Here is an 18,775-nt window from a genome sequence, read left to right as displayed (position 1 = left end):
TTGCCAGCGATCGGCCGCGAAGCGGCCGTGTTCACTCAGGCATGCAAGGTTTCAGCCGCATACAAGGTGTTTTCCAGCAGGCAGGCACGGGTCATCGGCCCAACACCACCCGGCACCGGGGTAATCCAGCCGGCCCGTGGCAGGGCGGTTTCGAAGACCACGTCGCCGACCAGCTTGCCGTCTTCCTGGCGATTGATGCCCACGTCGATGACGATCGCGCCTTCCTTGATCCACTCACCCTTGACCAGGCCGGGCTTGCCGGCGGCCACCACCACCAGGTCGGCGCGGCCGACATGGCCGGCAAGATCCTTGGTGAAGCGATGGGTCACGGTAACGGTGCAGCCGGCCAGCAGCAATTCCATGGCCATTGGCCGGCCAACGATGTTGGAGGCGCCGACGACCACGGCGTTCATGCCGTACAGGTCCTGCCCGGTGCTTTGCAGCAGGGTGATGATGCCCTTGGGCGTGCAGGGGCGCAGCAGCGGAATGCGCTGGGCCAGGCGGCCGACGTTATAAGGATGGAAACCATCCACGTCCTTGTCCGGGCGGATGCGCTCCAGCAGTTTGGAGGCGTCCATATGCTCGGGGAGGGGTAACTGCAGCAGGATGCCGTCGATGCTGGAATCGTCGTTCAGACGATCGATCAGGTTGGTCAATTCTTCTTGCGTGGTGGAACTGGGCAGATCATAGGCCTGGGAGAGAAAACCGACTTCTTCACAGTCTTTGCGCTTGTGCGAGACATAAACCTGAGAGGCCGGGTCGCTGCCGACCAGAATCACCGCAAGGCCTGGAGTGCGCAGGCCTTGCTGGCGACGCTCGGCGACACGTTGGGCGATCTGCTGGCGCAGGCTAGCGGCGATCGCCTTGCCGTCGATAAGTTGTGCAGTCATGACGCGTGATTAACCATCGAAAGGAAGTGAATAAGATCGCCCATTCTCGCATGTCATGAACGCAGGGCAAAGGCGCTTGGTCTGTGAATTAACCTAAGCCCTTTAATTAAATGAATTTTTTTTAGAAATCGGTTGACGCACCTACCGGTCGTCTATAACATTCGTCGCACTTGTCGGGCAGGTCCTTAAATAAGCGCCCGTAGCTCAGCTGGATAGAGCATCCGCCTTCTAAGCGGATGGTCGCAGGTTCGAGTCCTGCCGGGTGCGCCATAAGGCAGCTTTGGCACAAGTAAAGCGGCAAATTGCAATATGGTGGGCGTAGCTCAGTTGGTAGAGCACAGGATTGTGACTCCTGTTGTCGTGGGTTCGATCCCCATCGTCCACCCCATATTCGAAAAAGGCGCCCGATGAAGAGTCTGGCGCCTTTGCTTTAAAAAGCTTCAAATGCGGACGTGGTGAAATTGGTAGACACACTGGATTTAGGTTCCAGCGGCGCAAGCTGTAAGAGTTCGAGTCTCTTCGTCCGCACCATTTAAAAAAGTTTTGCCGGGTGTGTCTCCTGGTAAGCAAGGCAGCAGCGTTATGGTGGGCGTAGCTCAGTTGGTAGAGCACAGGATTGTGACTCCTGTTGTCGTGGGTTCGATCCCCATCGTCCACCCCATATATCGAAAAGGCGCCGGATCCAGGATCCGGCGCCTTTTTTCGTTGGGGTTTTTCCCTGAAAATCATCGCTGGCGTACCATCCATTTTCCAGTCTGTTGGAGTAGGGTGACTTCTTGTGTTTGACCCACTAGAATACTTGCCCTTGATCTGGGGTCGGAAATGGCCGGCTAACGTCTGTGCAACGAGGAATATCCATGCAAGTTTCTGTTGAAAACACTTCTGCTCTTGAGCGCCGCATGAGCATCACCGTGCCTGCTGAGCGCATTGAGACTCAAGTCAACAAGCGTCTGCAGCAGACTGCCCAAAAGGCCAAGATTGCAGGCTTCCGTCCTGGCAAGGTGCCAATGAGCGTCATTCGTCAGCGTTACGAAGCTGATGCGCGTCACGAAGCCGTCGGTGATGTGATCCAGGCTTCCTTCTACGAAGCCATCGTCGAGCAGAAGCTGAACCCGGCTGGCGCTCCTTCGGTCGAGCCTAAAGTGCTGGAGAAGGGCAAGGACCTGGAATTCGTCGCAACCTTCGAAGTATTCCCGGAGTTCACCGTTGCCGGTTTCGAGTCCATCGCTGTCGAGCGCCTGAGCGCTGACGTGGCGGACGCCGATCTGGACAACATGCTGGAAATCCTGCGCAAGCAGAACACCCGTTTCGAAGCGACCGATCGCGCTGCTCAGAACGAAGACCAGCTGAACATCGACTTCGTCGGCAAGGTCGACGGTGAAGAGTTCGCCGGTGGTTCGGCCAAGGGCACCCAGCTGGTACTGGGTTCCGGCCGCATGATCCCGGGCTTCGAAGACGGTCTGGTCGGTGCCGGGGCCGGTGAAGAGCGCGTTCTGAACCTGACCTTCCCAGAGAACTACCAGAACCTGGACCTGGCCAACAAGGCCGCCGAGTTCACCGTCACCGTCAACAGCGTTTCCGAGCCGAAGCTGCCTGAGCTGACCGAAGAGTTCTTCGCCCAGTTCGGCATCAAGGAATCGGGCCTGGAAGGTTTCCGCGCCGAAGTTCGCAAGAACATGGAGCGTGAGCTGCGCCAGGCGATCAAGACCAAGATCAAGAACCAGGTAATGGACGGCCTGCTGGCTGCCAACCCGATCGAAGTGCCAAAAGCGCTGCTGGAAAACGAAGTGAACCGTCTGCGCGTCCAGGCCGTTCAGCAATTCGGTGGCAACATCAAGCCTGAGCAGCTGCCGGTCGAGCTGTTCGAAGAACAAGCCAAGCGCCGCGTCGTGCTGGGTCTGATCGTCGCTGAAGTGGTCAAGCAGAACGAACTCAAGCCAGACGAAGCCCGCGTTCGCGAGCTGATCCAGGAAATGGCTTCGGCCTACCAGGAGCCTGAGCAAGTCGTTGCCTGGTACTACAAAAACGACCAGCAGCTGAACGAAGTTCGTTCGGTTGTGCTGGAAGAGCAAGTTGTGGATACTGTTCTGCAGAAAGCGACTGTGACCGACAAATCGGTCTCTTACGAAGAAGCTGTCAAGCCGGCTGAAGCACCACAAGCCGACTGATTTTTTCTCTCGTTGGAAAACACCATAAGCCAGCCTTCGCGCTGGCTTATGCGTATTCAAGACATGACTATTTGGGAGTGAGTGCAGGCCATGTCCCGCAATTCTTATATTCAGCAGAGCTCTGACATCCAGGCCGCAGGCGGTCTGGTCCCGATGGTTATCGAGCAATCCGCTCGTGGCGAACGCGCCTACGATATCTACTCGCGCCTCCTGAAGGAGCGGGTGATCTTCCTGATCGGCCCGGTAGAAGATTACATGGCCAATCTGGTTGCCGCGCAATTGCTGTTCCTTGAAGCGGAAAACCCGGACAAGGACATCCATCTTTACATCAACTCACCAGGCGGTTCGGTGACGGCGGGCATGTCGATCTACGACACCATGCAGTTCATCAAGCCGGACGTTTCCACCACCTGCATCGGCCAGGCCTGCAGCATGGGCGCCTTCCTGCTGGCCGGCGGTGCCAAGGGCAAGCGTTTCTGCCTGCCGAACTCGCGCGTGATGATTCACCAGCCGTTGGGCGGTTTCCAGGGTCAGGCGTCGGATATCGACATCCATGCCAAGGAAATCCTGTCCATTCGTGCGCGCCTGAACGAGCTGCTGGCGTTCCACACCGGCCAGCCGATCGAAAAGATCGAGCAGGACACAAATCGCGACAACTTCATGAGCTCCGAGCGTGCGGCCGAATACGGCCTCATTGATTCGGTGCTGCAGAAGCGTCTAATGTCTGCATAAGCAGCGCAAAAGCAGGTGGTCGGGCGAACTGACCACCTGTGGACTTGAAAAAGCCCGCAATTGCCTTCATCTTGTGTTGCAAGCCTACCGGATTGGATCGATCGAATGACTGACACCCGCAACGGCGAGGACAACGGCAAGCTGCTCTATTGCTCCTTCTGTGGCAAAAGCCAGCATGAAGTACGCAAATTGATTGCCGGCCCCTCGGTCTTTATCTGCGACGAGTGCGTCGACCTGTGCAATGACATCATCCGTGAGGAGGTGCAAGAAGCCCAGGCAGAGAGCAGCGCGCATAAATTGCCTTCGCCGAAAGAAATCAGCGGCATTCTGGACCAATATGTAATTGGCCAGGAGCGCGCTAAGAAAGTTTTGGCGGTAGCGGTGTACAACCACTACAAGCGCCTGAATCAACGTGACAAGAAAAACGACGATGTCGAGCTCGGCAAGAGCAACATCCTGCTGATCGGGCCTACGGGTTCGGGCAAGACCCTGCTCGCCGAGACCCTCGCTCGTCTGCTGAACGTGCCGTTCACCATCGCCGACGCGACCACGCTGACTGAAGCGGGTTATGTGGGCGAGGATGTGGAAAACATCATTCAGAAGCTGCTGCAGAAGTGCGATTACGATGTAGAGAAGGCTCAAATGGGCATTGTCTATATCGATGAAATCGACAAGATTTCGCGCAAGTCCGACAACCCTTCGATTACCCGCGATGTTTCCGGGGAAGGTGTGCAGCAGGCATTGCTCAAACTGATCGAAGGCACGGTGGCCTCGGTGCCGCCCCAGGGTGGCCGCAAGCACCCGCAGCAGGAGTTCCTGCAGGTCGACACGCGCAACATCCTGTTTATCTGTGGTGGTGCGTTCTCGGGCCTGGAAAAGGTCATCCAGAACCGTTCCACTCGCGGCGGCATCGGTTTCAACGCCGAAGTTCGCAGCAAGCAGGAAGGCAAGAAAGTCGGCGAATCGCTGCGTGAAGTCGAGCCTGACGATCTGGTCAAGTTCGGTCTGATCCCGGAATTCGTTGGCCGTCTGCCGGTATTGGCGACGTTGGACGAGCTCGATGAGGCTGCCTTGATGCAGATCCTCACCGAACCGAAAAACGCCCTGACCAAGCAATATGCCAAGTTGTTCGAGATGGAAGGCGTCGATCTTGAGTTCCGCAGTGATGCGCTCAAGTCGGTGGCGCGTCGTGCGCTGGAGCGCAAGACTGGTGCCCGTGGCCTGCGTTCGATTCTCGAGGGCATCCTGCTCGATACAATGTACGAGATCCCTTCGCAGGCCGACGTAAGCAAGGTGGTGATCGACGAAAGCGTCATCGAAGGCTCGTCCAAGCCGCTGCTGATCTATGAAAACAGCGAGCCGCCGGCCAAGGTCGCACCTGACGCCTGAGTTGCAATGCGTCTGGAATAAACAGGGGGGCCTTCGGGCCCCTTTTGCTTTTCCTGTCGTAGTGCTTGTTTTTTTGTGGGGCTGCCCCCACATTAACTCCAAGCTCAAATTCCATCTGTTTACGGCCAATTGGCCGCTGTAGAGGCGAAATCATGAAGACAACCATCGAATTGCCTCTCCTGCCATTGCGTGATGTCGTTGTGTATCCGCATATGGTTATCCCGCTGTTCGTGGGGCGCGAGAAGTCCATCGAAGCCCTTGAGGCCGCGATGACCGGCGAAAAGCAGATTCTGCTGCTGGCGCAGAAAAATCCTGCTGATGATGATCCTGGTGAAGACGCTTTGTATCGTGTCGGTACCATTGCCACTGTTCTACAGCTGCTCAAGCTGCCTGACGGTACCGTGAAGGTTCTGGTCGAGGGCGAGCAGCGTGGCACGGTCGAACGTTTCATCGAGGTCGACGGCCACTGCCGGGCGCAAGTCGCCCTGATCGAAGAAACCCAGGCGCCTGATCGCGAATCGGAAGTATTCGTGCGCAGCCTGCTGTCACAATTCGAACAATATGTTCAGCTGGGCAAGAAAGTCCCGGCCGAAGTCCTGTCTTCGCTCAACAGCATCGATGAGCCGGGCCGCCTGGTCGACACCATGGCCGCGCACATGGCCTTGAAGATCGAGCAGAAGCAGGAAATTCTCGAAATCATCGATCTGTCCGCACGGGTCGAGCACGTATTGGCCCTGCTGGACGCTGAAATCGACCTGTTGCAGGTCGAGAAACGCATTCGTGGTCGCGTGAAGAAGCAAATGGAGCGCAGTCAGCGCGAGTACTACCTGAACGAGCAGATGAAGGCCATTCAGAAGGAACTCGGCGACAGCGACGAAGGCCACAACGAAGTCGAAGAGCTGAAAAAACGCATCGACGCTGCCGGGCTGCCCAAGGAGGCCCTGGCCAAGGCCCAGGCCGAGCTGAACAAGCTCAAGCAGATGTCGCCGATGTCTGCTGAAGCGACCGTGGTGCGTTCCTACATCGATTGGCTGGTGCAGGTGCCGTGGAAGGCCCAGAGCAAGGTCCGCCTGGACCTGGCGCGCGCTGAAGACATTCTCGATGCCGATCACTACGGTCTCGAAGAGGTCAAGGAGCGCATCCTTGAATACCTCGCCGTGCAAAAGCGCGTGAAAAAAATTCGCGGTCCGGTGTTGTGCCTGGTCGGTCCTCCCGGGGTCGGTAAAACCTCCCTGGCGGAGTCGATTGCGCATGCAACCAACCGCAAGTTTGTGCGCATGGCCCTGGGTGGCGTGCGTGACGAAGCTGAAATTCGGGGTCACCGGCGCACTTATATCGGTTCGATGCCGGGCAGATTGATTCAGAAAATGACAAAGGTGGGTGTGCGCAACCCGCTGTTCCTGCTCGATGAAATCGACAAGATGGGCAGCGACATGCGTGGCGACCCGGCCTCGGCATTGCTTGAAGTGCTCGATCCCGAGCAGAACCACAACTTCAACGATCACTACCTGGAAGTCGACTACGACCTGTCCGATGTGATGTTCCTTTGCACCGCCAACTCGATGAACATTCCGGCGGCACTGCTCGACCGGATGGAGGTGATTCGTCTGCCCGGCTACACCGAGGACGAGAAGATCAACATCGCGGTCAAGTACCTGTCACCCAAGCAGATTCAGGCCAACGGACTGAAGAAAACCGAGCTGGAATTGGATACTTCAGCCATTCGCGACATCATCCGCTACTACACCCGCGAGGCCGGTGTGCGCGGGCTTGAGCGGCAGATTGCCAAGGTTTGCCGCAAGGTGGTCAAGGAATACGCCCGCGAGAAGCATTTCACCGTGAGCGTGACGGCCGACACGCTCGAACATTTCCTCGGCGTGCGTAAATTCCGCTATGGCCTGGCTGAGCAGCAGGACCAGGTCGGCCAGGTTACCGGGCTTGCCTGGACCCAGGTCGGTGGCGAGTTGCTGACCATCGAAGCGGCCGTGGTGCCGGGCAAGGGGCAGTTGATCAAGACCGGTTCCCTGGGCGATGTGATGGTCGAATCGATCACCGCCGCGCTGACGGTGGTGCGCAGCCGTGCCAAGAGCCTGGGCATCCCTCTGGACTTCCACGAGAAGCGCGACACCCATATCCATATGCCGGAAGGGGCAACGCCCAAAGATGGTCCCAGCGCGGGCGTAGGCATGTGCACGGCCCTGGTCTCTGCCCTGACGCAGATCCCGGTGCGTGCCGATGTCGCCATGACCGGTGAAATTACCTTGCGCGGACAAGTATTGGCCATTGGTGGGTTGAAGGAGAAATTGCTGGCAGCGCATCGCGGCGGAATCAAGACTGTGATCATTCCGGAAGAGAATGTGCGGGATTTGAAAGAAATTCCGGACAATATCAAACAGGATCTTCAGATTAAACCGGTTAAATGGATTGACGAAGTCCTCCAAATTGCGCTGCAATACGCCCCAGAGCCCTTGCCGGATGTGGCTCCCGAGATTGTCGCAAAGGATGAAAAGCGCGAGTCCGATTCGAAAGAAAGAATCAGCACGCACTAGTACGCATTTGGCGGATGGCTTCCTTGACAGCTTTTTAGAGCCCTTGTTATAAAGCGGCTCTTAAAGTGTCAGCAGGCCATTGCGCGCAACGTTTTTGCTTTCACATACATTTAGAAACAAACTCAATATAGATATAAGGGGACTTAGAGTGAACAAGTCGGAACTGATTGATGCTATCGCCAATTCTGCTGACATCCCGAAAGCTGTTGCTGGCCGCGCGCTGGACGCAGTAATCGAATCCGTCACTAACGCTCTGAAGGATGGCGAGTCTGTGGTACTGGTTGGTTTCGGTACTTTCTCTGTGACCGATCGTCCTGCTCGCGTAGGCCGTAACCCACAGACTGGCAAGACGCTGGAAATCGCAGCGGCCAAAAAACCAGGTTTCAAAGCTGGTAAAGCACTCAAAGAAGCTGTCAACTAAGTTAGCTTTTTCAGGCTTTTGCCTATCCGGGTCAGGTTCATTCTTGGCTTGGCAGCGGGGCGGTAGCACAGTCCGGTCCATGCCGACCTGTAACGCCGAGAGTCTGGGGTTCAAACTCCCGTCCGCTCCGCCAGTTACAAGAAGGCGCATCCACGGATGCGCCTTTCTTCTATCCGGATTCCACCCACTCTCCGCGGTTGCTTAATCAGTACAACCGTTTTCGGGGGACGCATGCTGCAGAATATCAGGGACAATTCACAAGGCTGGATTGCCAAGACCATCATCGGCGTAATCGTGGCCTTGATGGCACTGACCGGCTTCGATGCCATCTTTCAAGCCACCACCACCAGCCAGGATGCGGCCAAGGTGAATGGCGACAAGATCAGCCAGACCGAGCTGAGCCAGGCTGTCGACATGCAACGTCGTCAGCTGATGCAGCAGTTGGGCAAGGATTTCGATCCTGCCCTGCTTGACGAAAAACTGCTGCGCGAGGCGGCGCTCAAGGGCCTGATCGATCGCAAGCTCTTGCTGCAAGGCGCCGAAGACGCAAACTTCGCCTTCTCCGAGCAAGCGCTCGACCAGTTGATCCTGCAAACGCCGGAATTCCAGGTTGAAGGCAAGTTCAGCCCCGAGCGTTTCGACCAGGTCATCCGCCAGATGGGCTATGGCCGCCTGCAATTCCGTCAGATGCTGGCGCAGGAAATGCTGATCGGTCAGCTACGTACAGGCCTGGCTGGCAGTGGTTTTGTCACCGACGCTCAGGTCGACGCATTCGCCCGTCTCGAGAAGCAGACCCGCGACTTCGCCTCCCTGACCTTCAAGGCAGACCCGGCAGCCGCCACGGTTACGGACGAAGAGATCAAGGCGCACTACGACGAACACGCCAAGGCGTTCATGAGCCCCGATCAGGTGGTGATTGACTACCTGGAGCTCAAGAAGTCGTCATTCTTCGACCAGGTATCGGTCAATGATGACGAGTTGCAGGACCTCTACGAGAAAGAGATCGCCAACCTGGCAGAACAGCGTCGTGCTGCGCACATCCTCATCGAAGTCAACGACAAGGTGAATGAAGCGCAGGCCAAGGCCAAAATCGAAGAGGTCCGGCAGCGCCTGGCCAAGGGTGAAGATTTCGCTACCCTGGCCAAGGAGTTCTCGCAGGATCCGGGTTCTGCCAACAACGGCGGTGACCTCGGTTACGCGGGCCCTGGCGTCTACGACCCGGACTTCGAGACCGCGCTGTATGCCTTGAGCAAGGACCAGGTGTCGGCACCGGTGAAAACGACCTACGGCTTGCACCTGATCAAGCTGCTGGGCGTGGAAGCACCAGAGGTTCCGAGTTTTGCCAGCCTGAAGGACAAACTGACTCGCGAGCTGAAGACTCAGCAGGTCGAGCAGCGTTTTGTCGAGGCGACCAAGCAGTTGGAAGACTCTTCGTTCGAAGCGTCCGATTTGGCTCAGCCCGCGCAGGAGCTGGGTTTGAAGGTGCACACCTCGCCAGCGTTCGGCCGTGAGGGCGGCGAGGGCATCACGGCCAACCGTGCGGTGATCCAGGCCGCGTTCAGTCCGCAAGTGCTGGAAGAAGGTTCCAACAGTTCGGCTATCGAACTGGATCCTGAAACCGTGATCGTGATCCGCGTCAAAGAGCACCGCAAGCCTGAGCAGCTGCCGCTCGAAAGCGTCGCTGCAAGCATCCGCGCCCAGTTGGCCAAGGAGCACGCCAGTGCTGCAATACAGGCCAAGGCCCAAGCGCTGATCGCCGGTCTTCGCGATGGCAAGATCTCTCTGGCCAAGAGCCAGGACGGTCAGGAGTGGAAGGTACTGGAGGCGGTTACCCGTAGCCAGGAAGGTATCGATCCGATCGAGCTGCAGGCACTGTTCCGCATGGGCAAGCCTGAAGCCAAGGACAAGCCGACCTACAGCAGCGTCAAGCTGTCCGATGGCAGTGTCGTCGTTTTGCGTCTCAATGGCGTGAATGAAGGCTCGGCGGCCACGGCCGAAGAAAAGGCAGCCTACCGTCGTTTCCTGGCCTCGCGTGCCGGTCAGCAGGACTTCGCTGCTTATCGCAAGCAGTTGGAAGCCAAGGCGGAAATCACCCGTTACTAAGGTGATCTGCGCATAAAAGAAAAGGCCGCTGATGCGGCCTTTTCTTTTTTTCGACTTCTTTCTACACGCCACCTGCTCTTCTGTAGGAGCGGCGGGGGCGCCTAGCCTTGCCAGCGATGCAGACACCGCGGATTATCTGAAGCACCGCAGTGAGGCCATCGCGGGCAAGCCCGCTCCTACAACGGCCTTTTCTGAGTGCAGCAGCGAAGCGATTACTCTTCGATATTGCCCATGGCGGTGGTGTTGAAACCACCGTCCACGTACATGATCTCGCCGCTGATGCCCGACGCCAGGTCCGAGCAGAGGAATGCGCCGGCGTTGCCGACTTCCTCGATGGTCACATTGCGGCGCAGTGGCGTTTGCGCTTCGTTGGCGGCCAGCATTTTACGGAAGTTCTTGATGCCGGATGCCGCGAGGGTGCGGATCGGGCCGGCCGAGACGCAGTTGACGCGAGTGCCTTCCGGGCCCAGGCTGCCGGCCAGGTAGCGAACGCCGGCTTCCAGGCTGGCCTTGGCCATGCCCATCACGTTGTAGTTCGGCATGGTGCGCTCGGCGCCCAGGTACGACAGGGTCAGCAGGCTGCCATTGCGGCCCTTCATCATTTCGCGACCGGCCTTGGCCAGGGCTACGAAGCTGTAAGCGCTGATGTCGTGAGCGATGCGGAAACCTTCACGAGTGGTGGCTTCGGTGAAGTCGCCATCGAGTTGGTCGCCCGGGGCGAAACCTACGGAGTGAACGATGACGTCCAGGCCGTCCCACTTCTTGCTCAGTTCTTCGAAGACCTTGGCGATTTCTTCATTGCTGGCAACGTCACAAGGGAAGCACAATTCCGGACCCGAGCCCCAGCCTGCCGCGAACTCTTCGACACGACCCTTGAGCTTGTCGTTCTGGTAAGTGAAGGCAAGTTCTGCACCCTCGCGATGCATGGCGGCAGCGATGCCGGATGCGATGGACAGTTTGCTGGCGACACCGACGATCAGTACGCGCTTACCGGCGAGAAAACCCATGTGTTGTTCCTCTTCAGGTTAATCGACAGCTGTTGGAGCCAAAAAGGCGGCTTCCAGCAGCTGCTGTGTATATGGATGTTGCGGTGTGGCGAAGATGGTTTGCGCCGCACCTTGTTCGACGACCTGGCCCTGCTTGACCACCATCAATTGGTGGCTCAGCGCCTTGACCACCGCCAGGTCATGGCTGATGAACAAGTAGGTCAGGTTGTACTTTTTCTGCAGTGAACGCAGTAGCTCCACCACTTGGCGTTGCACTGTCCGGTCGAGCGCCGATGTGGGCTCGTCCAACAGTATCAGCGCCGGTTTCAGCACCAATGCCCGGGCAATGGCGATCCTCTGCCGTTGCCCCCCGGAAAACTCATGAGGGTAGCGATGCCGGGTTTCCGGATCCAGGCCTACCTCCTTGAGTGCCTCGATAATCGCCAGTTCCTGCTCGGCTGGTGTGCCGATGCCATGGATACGCAGACCTTCGCCGACAATCTGGCTCACGCACATGCGCGGGCTCAGGCTGCCGAAGGGGTCCTGGAAGACCACCTGCATCTGCCGGCGCAATGGACGAACCTGTTGCTGCGTCAGGCAGTCTAGCGTTTTTCCCTGAAAGCGTATGGCACCCTGGCTGCCAAGCAGCCGCAGAATCGCCAGGCCCAGGGTGGACTTGCCCGAACCACTCTCGCCGACAATGCCCAGGGTCTGGCCCTGGGGCAGGCTGAAGTTGATGCCGTCCACCGCTTTCACATAATCGACGGTCCGGCGCAGCAGCCCCTTCTTGATCGGGAACCACACTCGCAGATCCTCGACTTCCAGCACGGGCGGGCCGACGACGTTGTCGGCCGGTTCGCCGCTGGGCTCGGCTCCAAGCAGTACCTGGGTGTACGGATGCTGCGGTGCACGGAACAGTTCTTCACATGACGCTTGTTCGACGATGCGTCCGCGCTGCATGACACATACTCGGTGCGCAATTCTTTTGACCAGGTTCAAATCGTGACTGATCAGTAGCAATGCCATGCCCAGGCGGGCCTGCAATTGCTTGAGCAACTCGAGAATTTTCAACTGCACAGTGACATCGAGTGCCGTCGTGGGTTCGTCGGCGATCAGCAGTTCCGGCTCGTTGGCCAGGGCCATGGCAATCATCACCCGTTGCCGCTGGCCGCCGGAGAGCTCATGGGGCAAGGCCTTCAGGCGCTTGTGTGGTTCAGGGATGCCGACCAGCTCGAGCAGCTCCAGGGTGCGCCTGGTGGCGGCCTTGCCGCGCAGGCCCTTGTGCAGGGTGAGGATTTCGTTGATCTGTTTTTCGATGTTGTGCAGCGGGTTGAGAGAGGTCATCGGCTCCTGGAAGATCATCGCAATGCGATTGCCACGGATGTGGCGCATCTGCTTCTCGCCCATGGTCAGCATGTCGCGGTCGCGATAAGTGATGGTGCCGGCTGGATGCCGCGCCAGCGGGTAGGGCAGCAGGCGCAGGATCGAGTGGGCGGTCACCGACTTGCCCGAGCCGCTTTCGCCGACCAGGGCCAGGGTCTCGCCGCGACGGATGTCGAAACTGACGCCTTCGACCACGCGCTGCTGTTGCTCGCCAGTGGTGAACTCGACGGCGAGGTCCCGGACTTCGATCAAATTGTCCTGATTCATCTTATTTCCTCGGGTCGAAGGCATCGCGGGCTGACTCGCCGATAAACACCAGCAGGCTCAACATCAAGGCCAGCACGGCAAAGGCGCTGATGCCCAACCAGGGGGCCTGCAGGTTGGATTTGCCTTGCGCCACCAGTTCGCCCAGCGACGGCGCACCGGGCGGCAGGCCGAAGCCCAGGAAGTCCAGCGCTGTCAGGGTGCCGATCGCGCCGGTGAGAATGAACGGCATGAAGGTCATGGTCGAGACCATGGCGTTGGGCAGGATATGCCGGAACATGATAGCTCCGTTCTGCATCCCCAGCGCACGGGCGGCGCGGACGTATTCCAGGTTGCGTCCGCGCAGGAATTCGGCGCGCACCACGTCGACCAGGCTCATCCAGGAAAACAGCAACATGATGCCCAGCAGCCACCAGAAGTTCGGTTGTACGAAGCTGGCGAGAATGATCAGCAGGTAGAGTACCGGCAGGCCCGACCAGATCTCCAGGAAACGTTGCCCGGCGAGGTCCACCCAGCCGCCGTAGAAGCCCTGCAGGGCGCCGGCGATCACGCCGATGATGGAACTGAGCACGGTCAGGGTCAGGGCGAACAGTACCGAGACGCGAAAGCCATAGATGACCCGGGCCAGGACATCGCGGCCCTGGTCATCGGTGCCCAGCCAGTTCTGTGCCGAGGGTGGTCCGGGGGCTGGAACTTTCAGGTCGTAGTTGATGCTCTGGTAACTGAACGGTATGGGCGCCCACAGGACCCAGCTGTCCTTGGCCGCCAGCAGCTCACGGAGGTAGGGGCTCTTGTAGTTGGCTTCGAGCGGAAACTCACCGCCGAAGGTGGTTTCCGGGTAGCGCTTGAGTGCCGGGAAATACCATTGGCCTTCGTAGCGCACGGCCAGTGGCTTGTCATTGGCGACCAGCTCGGCGCCCAGGCTCAGGCCGAACAGGATCAGGAACAGCCACAGCGACCACCAGCCACGTTTGTTGGCCTTGAACAGCTCGAAGCGGCGGCGATTGAGAGGGGACAGGTTCATCTCAATGCTCCCGGCTTTCAAAGTCGATGCGCGGATCGACCAGGGTGTAGGTCAGGTCACCAATCAATTTCACCACCAGGCCCAGCAGGGTAAAAATAAACAGGGTGCCGAAAACCACCGGATAGTCGCGGTTGATCGCGGCTTCAAAGCTCATCAGGCCCAGGCCGTCGAGGGAGAAGATAACCTCGACCAACAGCGAGCCGGTGAAGAAAATGCCCATGAGTGCCGACGGGAAGCCGGCGATGACCAGCAGCATGGCGTTACGAAACACGTGGCCGTAGAGCACCCGATTCCTGCTCAGGCCCTTGGCGCGCGCGGTCACCACGTACTGCTTGTTGATCTCGTCCAGAAAACTGTTTTTGGTCAGTAGCGTCATGGTCGCGAAGTTACCGATCACCAGGGCGGTCACAGGCAGTGCCAGGTGCCAGAAGTAATCGAGAATCTTGCCGCCCAGGCTCAGCTCATCGAAATTGTTCGAGGTCAGCCCGCGCAAGGGGAACCAGTCGAAGTAACTGCCGCCGGCAAACACCACGATCAGCAGGATGGCGAACAGGAATGCCGGAATGGCATAGCCGACGATGATCGCCGAACTGGTCCAGACGTCGAAGCTGCTGCCATGCCGGGTGGCCTTGGCGATGCCCAGCGGAATCGACACCAGGTACATGATCAGGGTGCTCCACAGCCCCAGCGATATCGACACGGGCATTTTCTCGGCGATCAGGTCGATGACCTTGGCGTCGCGAAAGAAGCTGTCGCCGAAATCCAGTCGGGCGTAGTTCTTGATCATGATCCACAAGCGCTCGGGGGCGGACTTGTCGAAGCCGTACATGCGCTCGATTTCCTTGACCAGGGCCGGGTCCAGGCCCTGGGCGCCGCGGTAGGTGGAACCTGCGACCGAGACCTCGGCGCCGCCGCCGGCGATGCGGCTGGTGGCGCCTTCGAAACCCTCCAGCTTGGCGATCATCTGTTCTACCGGGCCACCGGGGGCGGCCTGGATGATCAGGAAGTTGATGATCAGGATGCCGAACAAGGTTGGAATGATCAGCAGCAGTCGCCGGAAAATGTATGCCAGCATCTTATTGCTCCATGCTCGCCGGCTCGGCTTGCGCTTGCGGTTCTGGTGTCACGGCGGGCTTGGCATCGGGCTTGAGCCACCAGGTGCTGGTACCGACGTCATATTTTGGCGCGACTTGCGGGTGGCCGATGTGGTCCCAGTAGGCCACGCGCCAGGTCTTGATATGCCAGTTGGGGATCAGGTAGTAGCCCCAGAGCAGGATGCGGTCCAGGGCGCGGGCATGGGCCACCAGGTTCTGCCGCGAATCGGCGTTGATCAGGCTTTCGACCAGGCTGTCGATGGCCGGGTCGCGCAGGCCGATGTAATTGCGGCTGCCGGGGCTGTCGGCGCTGGACGACTGCCAGAACTCGCGCTGTTCGTTACCGGGGGAATTGGACTGGGGGAAGCCGCCAACAATCATGTCAAAATCCCTTGAGCGCAGGCGGTTGATGTACTGCGAGACGTCGACGCGGCGAATCACCAGGTCGATGCCCAGGTCCGAGAGATTGCGCTTGAACGGCAGCAGCACGCGCTCGAATTCGGTCTGGGCCAGCAGGAACTCGATCGACACCGGTTTGCCCTGGGCGTCGACCATTTTATCGTCGACGATGCGCCATCCGGCTTCCTGCAGCAACTGGTACGCCTTGCGCTGTTGGGCGCGGATCATGCCGCTGCCATCGCTGACCGGATTCTCGAAGGTCTTGTCGAACACTTGCTCGGGGATCTTGCCGCGAAAGGGTTCGAGAATCTTCAGCTCGTCCTTGTCCGGCAGCCCGCGAGCGGCCATCTCCGAGTTCTCGAAGTAGCTGCCGGTGCGGGTGTAGGCGCCGTTGAACAACTGCTTGTTGGTCCATTCGAAATCCAGCAGCAGGCTCAAGGCTTCGCGTACCCGCACATCCTGGAACACCGGACGACGCAGGTTGTAGATGAACCCTTGCATGCCGGTCGGGTTGCCGTTGGGGATTTGTTCGCGAATCAGGCGCCCTTCGCGCACCGCCGGCGTATCGTAGGCCGTTGCCCAATTCTTGGCGCTCGTTTCCAGCCAATAGTCGAACTGCCCGGCCTTGAGGGCTTCGAGTGCAACGGTGTTGTCCCGATAATAGTCGGTGGTCATGACGTCGAAATTGTAGAGGCCGCGATTGATCGGCAAGTCCTTGCCCCAGTAATCCTTGACCCGCTCATAGCGGATCGAGCGGCCGGCCTTGACCGAGGCCACCTTGTAGGGGCCGCTGCCCAGCGGTATCTCCAGGTTACCTTTGTTGAAATCGCGGGTTTCCCACCAATGCTTGGGCAATACCGGCAGCTGCCCGAGGATCAGCGGCAGCTCGCGGTTGTTGCTGTGCTTGAATTTGAACAGCACGTGCAGCGGGTCTTCGGCCACGACTTCGGCAACGTCGGCATAATAGCCACGGTACAAGGGCGCGCCGCTCTTGATCAGGGTCTGGAAGCTGAACACGACGTCATCGGCGCGCATCGGGTGGCCATCGTGAAAACGCGCTTCGGGGCGCAGGTAGAAGCGTACCCAGCTGTTGTCCGGGGCCTTTTCGATCTTGCCGGCCACCAGGCCGTACTCGGTGAAGGGCTCATCCAGGCTCTGGCGGGCCAGGGTGTCGTAGATCAGGCCGATGTCGTCGGCCGGCACGCCCTTGTTGATGAACGGGTTAAGGCTGTCGAAGCCGCCGAAACCGGCCTGGCGAAAGGTGCCGCCCTTGGGCGCATCGGGATTGACGAAGTCGAAGTGCTGGAAGCTGGCCGGGTATTTCGGCGCTTCGTTGTACAGGGTCACGGCGTGTTGCGCGGTGGCATGGGCCAGGTTGGCCAGGCAGGCCAGCAGCAGTCCGCATGCCGGCAGACGCAGGTTGCGCAGGGACATCATTGGGCTTTCTCCGAAGGCTTCTGCCACCAGGCACGTAAACCCAATGTATAGGGCGGCGTGGTGACGAAGGCGAACCGGTTGCGGTACGCCAGGCGGTGAGAATTGAGGTACCAGTTGGGAATCATGTAGTGCTGCGACAGCAGGACCCGATCCAGGGCGCGGGCAGTCGCGACTTGCTCGTCGCGGCTCTGGGCGCCGAGTAACTGTTCGAGCAGGTGATCGACCACGGGGTTGGACACGCCGGCGTAGTTTTTACTGCCCCTGTTCGAAGCCTGGCTGGAATGGAAGTATTGCCATTGCTCGAGGCCCGGGCTCAGGGTCTGGTTGAGGGTCATCAGAATCATGTCGAAATCGAATTGATCGAGCCGTTGTTTGTACTGGGCCCGGTCGACGGTGCGCAAGCGTGCATCAATACCAATCGTTGCCAGATTCTCGACATAAGGCTGCAGGATCCGCTCCAGGTTCGGATTGACCAGCAGAATTTCCATGCGCAGGGGCTGCCCTTTGGCGTTGAGCAGGCGCTGGCCGGACAGGTTCCAGCCAGCCTCGGCGAGCAGCCCGAGGGCGCGGCGCATGGTCTCGCGGGGGATGCCACGGCCTTCGGTGCGGCTGACGCTGAACGGCTGGGTGAACAGGCTGGGCGGCAGCCGGCTGCGTTCGGCCGAGAGCAACAGCCATTCACGCCCGATGGGTAGCCCGGTGGCGGCGAACTCGCTGTTGGGGTAGTAGCTCGTCGCCCGCTGGTAGGCGCCGCTGAACAGGGTGCGGTTGGTCCACTCGAAGTCGAACATCAGGCCCAGGGCCTGACGCACCCGTGGGTCGCTGAAGGTCGCTCGGCGGCTGTTCATGAACAGGCCCTGGGTCTGCGTCGGGATCTGGTGCGGGATCTGCGCCTTGATCACCTGGCCGCGCCTCAAGGCGGGGAAGTTATAGCCGTTGGCCCAGTTCTTGGCCTGGTGCTCGATATAGATGTCGAATTCGCCGGCCTTGAAGGCTTCGAAGGCCACGTCGCTGTCGCGATAGAACTCCACCTCGACCCGATCAAAATTGTACTTGCCGCGGTTGACTGCCAGGTCCTTGCCCCACCAGTCCTTGACCCGCTCGAACACCAGGTGCCGTCCCGGTTGCACCTCGCTGATGCGGTAAGGCCCGCTGCCCAGGGGAGGCTCGAAGGTCGTGGCCTTGAAGTCGCGGTTTTTCCAGTAATGACGGGGCAGGACCGGTAGTTCGCCCAGGCGCAGGATCAGCAGGGAGTTGCCGGCGCGCTTGAAGACGAAGCGAATCCGGTGGGCATTGAGTATGTCGACCCGCTGGACTTCCTGCAGGTTGGTGCGATAGAGCGGATGGCCTTCCTTGAGCAAGGTGCGGTAGGAGAACGCCACGTCGGCAGCGGTAATGGGCACGCCATCATGAAACCGTGCCTGGGGGCGCAGGTTGAAGACCACCCAGCTGCGATCTTCGCTGTATTCCACCGACTGGGCGATCAGCCCGTAACTGGAGGCCGGCTCATCTCCGGAAGGGTCGTACTGGCCGGTGCCGACCATCAGCGGTTCGTTCAGCTCAAAGGCGCCATACTGCAAGAAATTCGGCGTCTGCACCGGGCTTGTGCCCTTGAATGTATAAGGGTTGAGCGTATCGAAGGTGCCGAATGCCATGGCCCGCAAGGTGCCGCCCTTGGGCGCCTCGGGATTGGCCCAGTCGAAGTGGGTGAATTTGGCCGGATACTTGAGCGTGCCGAACTGCGCGTAACCATGGCTTTCGATGATTGTTGCGCTTGCGGAAAAGCTCAAGGCCAGGCTGAGTGACAGCAGGAGGAGGGGACGCATCAAGTCAGAGATCCGATCCAGGCGGCTTGGGCTTTATTCCGGCTACAGTAACAGCTTGTATCCGTTGGAAAAAGAGCGCTCTGAAGGGCGGGACGGCGGGAAATCAACGC

Annotated in this window: 13 protein-coding genes and 4 tRNA genes; 10 read left to right on the top strand and 7 right to left on the bottom strand. The window is 59.2% G+C overall.

The genetic code is table 11. The features are described 5' to 3' along the window. Positions 1 to 35 precede the first annotated feature (35 nt). A complete protein-coding gene (folD, locus tag NVV94_RS17335; protein WP_258443618.1) occupies positions 36 to 890 on the bottom strand; it encodes a bifunctional methylenetetrahydrofolate dehydrogenase/methenyltetrahydrofolate cyclohydrolase FolD in 855 nt (284 codons plus the stop codon). A 193-nt stretch (positions 891 to 1,083) separates the two neighbouring features. On the opposite strand from folD, the gene NVV94_RS17330 reads away from it, so the two are divergent. The 10 genes from NVV94_RS17330 to NVV94_RS17285 all read left to right on the top strand — a co-directional run bounded on the left by NVV94_RS17330 (position 1,084) and on the right by NVV94_RS17285 (position 10,252). Continuing rightward, a tRNA-Arg gene (locus tag NVV94_RS17330) sits at positions 1,084 to 1,160 on the top strand. A gap of 42 nt (positions 1,161 to 1,202) precedes the next feature. Then, a tRNA-His gene (locus tag NVV94_RS17325) sits at positions 1,203 to 1,278 on the top strand. Positions 1,279 to 1,336: 58 nt separating this feature from the next. Beyond that, positions 1,337 to 1,421, top strand: a tRNA-Leu gene (locus NVV94_RS17320). Positions 1,422 to 1,475: 54 nt separating this feature from the next. Then, positions 1,476 to 1,551 (top strand) — tRNA-His (locus NVV94_RS17315). Positions 1,552 to 1,747: 196 nt separating this feature from the next. Next, on the top strand, positions 1,748 to 3,058 hold the full coding sequence (gene tig / locus NVV94_RS17310; RefSeq protein ID WP_258443617.1) for a trigger factor: 1,311 nt from the start codon (positions 1,748 to 1,750) through the stop codon (positions 3,056 to 3,058). 90 nt (positions 3,059 to 3,148) lie between these two features. Then, positions 3,149 to 3,790 carry an ATP-dependent Clp endopeptidase proteolytic subunit ClpP gene (gene clpP / locus NVV94_RS17305; RefSeq protein WP_258443616.1) on the top strand — a complete coding sequence of 214 codons (642 nt, stop codon included), beginning with the start codon at positions 3,149 to 3,151 and terminating at the stop codon, positions 3,788 to 3,790. Positions 3,791 to 3,895: 105 nt separating this feature from the next. Next, the gene (gene clpX, locus NVV94_RS17300; protein WP_258443615.1) at positions 3,896 to 5,179 is read left to right on the top strand and encodes an ATP-dependent Clp protease ATP-binding subunit ClpX; all 1,284 of its coding nucleotides are present in this window, start codon (positions 3,896 to 3,898) and stop codon (positions 5,177 to 5,179) included. Positions 5,180 to 5,331: 152 nt separating this feature from the next. Further along, entirely contained in the window at positions 5,332 to 7,728 is a 2,397-nt protein-coding gene (gene lon / locus NVV94_RS17295; RefSeq protein ID WP_258443614.1) for an endopeptidase La, read from the top strand. Between the two features lie 148 nt (positions 7,729 to 7,876). Then, positions 7,877 to 8,149: an HU family DNA-binding protein gene (locus NVV94_RS17290; protein ID WP_258443613.1), complete on the top strand. Its 273-nt coding sequence runs from the start codon at positions 7,877 to 7,879 to the stop codon at positions 8,147 to 8,149. Positions 8,150 to 8,380: 231 nt separating this feature from the next. Continuing rightward, positions 8,381 to 10,252, top strand: a complete 1,872-nt coding sequence (locus tag NVV94_RS17285; protein ID WP_258443612.1) for a SurA N-terminal domain-containing protein — start codon at positions 8,381 to 8,383, stop codon at positions 10,250 to 10,252. A gap of 212 nt (positions 10,253 to 10,464) precedes the next feature. On the opposite strand, the gene fabI is transcribed toward NVV94_RS17285, so the two are convergent. Genes fabI through NVV94_RS17255 form a run of 6 tightly spaced genes read right to left on the bottom strand, consistent with a single transcriptional unit; the run spans position 10,465 to position 18,665 of the window. Next, positions 10,465 to 11,259, bottom strand: coding sequence for an enoyl-ACP reductase FabI (gene fabI, locus NVV94_RS17280; RefSeq protein WP_258443610.1), 795 nt, complete (start codon positions 11,257 to 11,259; stop codon positions 10,465 to 10,467). Between the two features lie 18 nt (positions 11,260 to 11,277). Then, entirely contained in the window at positions 11,278 to 12,888 is a 1,611-nt protein-coding gene (locus NVV94_RS17275) for an ABC transporter ATP-binding protein (RefSeq protein ID WP_258443609.1), read from the bottom strand. 1 nt (position 12,889) lies between these two features. After that, positions 12,890 to 13,909 carry an ABC transporter permease gene (locus NVV94_RS17270; RefSeq protein WP_258443608.1) on the bottom strand — a complete coding sequence of 340 codons (1,020 nt, stop codon included), beginning with the start codon at positions 13,907 to 13,909 and terminating at the stop codon, positions 12,890 to 12,892. Between the two features lies 1 nt (position 13,910). Beyond that, complete coding sequence (locus NVV94_RS17265; protein ID WP_258443607.1) at positions 13,911 to 14,984, bottom strand: microcin C ABC transporter permease YejB; 1,074 nt, start codon at positions 14,982 to 14,984, stop codon at positions 13,911 to 13,913. Position 14,985: 1 nt separating this feature from the next. Further along, positions 14,986 to 16,839: an extracellular solute-binding protein gene (locus NVV94_RS17260; RefSeq protein WP_258443606.1), complete on the bottom strand. Its 1,854-nt coding sequence runs from the start codon at positions 16,837 to 16,839 to the stop codon at positions 14,986 to 14,988. Continuing rightward, positions 16,836 to 18,665, bottom strand: coding sequence for an extracellular solute-binding protein (locus NVV94_RS17255; RefSeq protein ID WP_258443605.1), 1,830 nt, complete (start codon positions 18,663 to 18,665; stop codon positions 16,836 to 16,838). Before NVV94_RS17255 ends, NVV94_RS17260 begins: the two co-directional genes overlap by 4 nt. Positions 18,666 to 18,775: the final 110 nt, after the last annotated feature.

Origin of the sequence: Pseudomonas sp. LS1212 (genome assembly GCF_024741815.1) — a bacterium.
Classification (GTDB): Bacteria; Pseudomonadota; Gammaproteobacteria; order Pseudomonadales; family Pseudomonadaceae; genus Aquipseudomonas.
The sequence above is the reverse complement of the archived record's forward strand: the minus strand, read 5'-3'. Positions and strand labels throughout refer to the sequence as shown.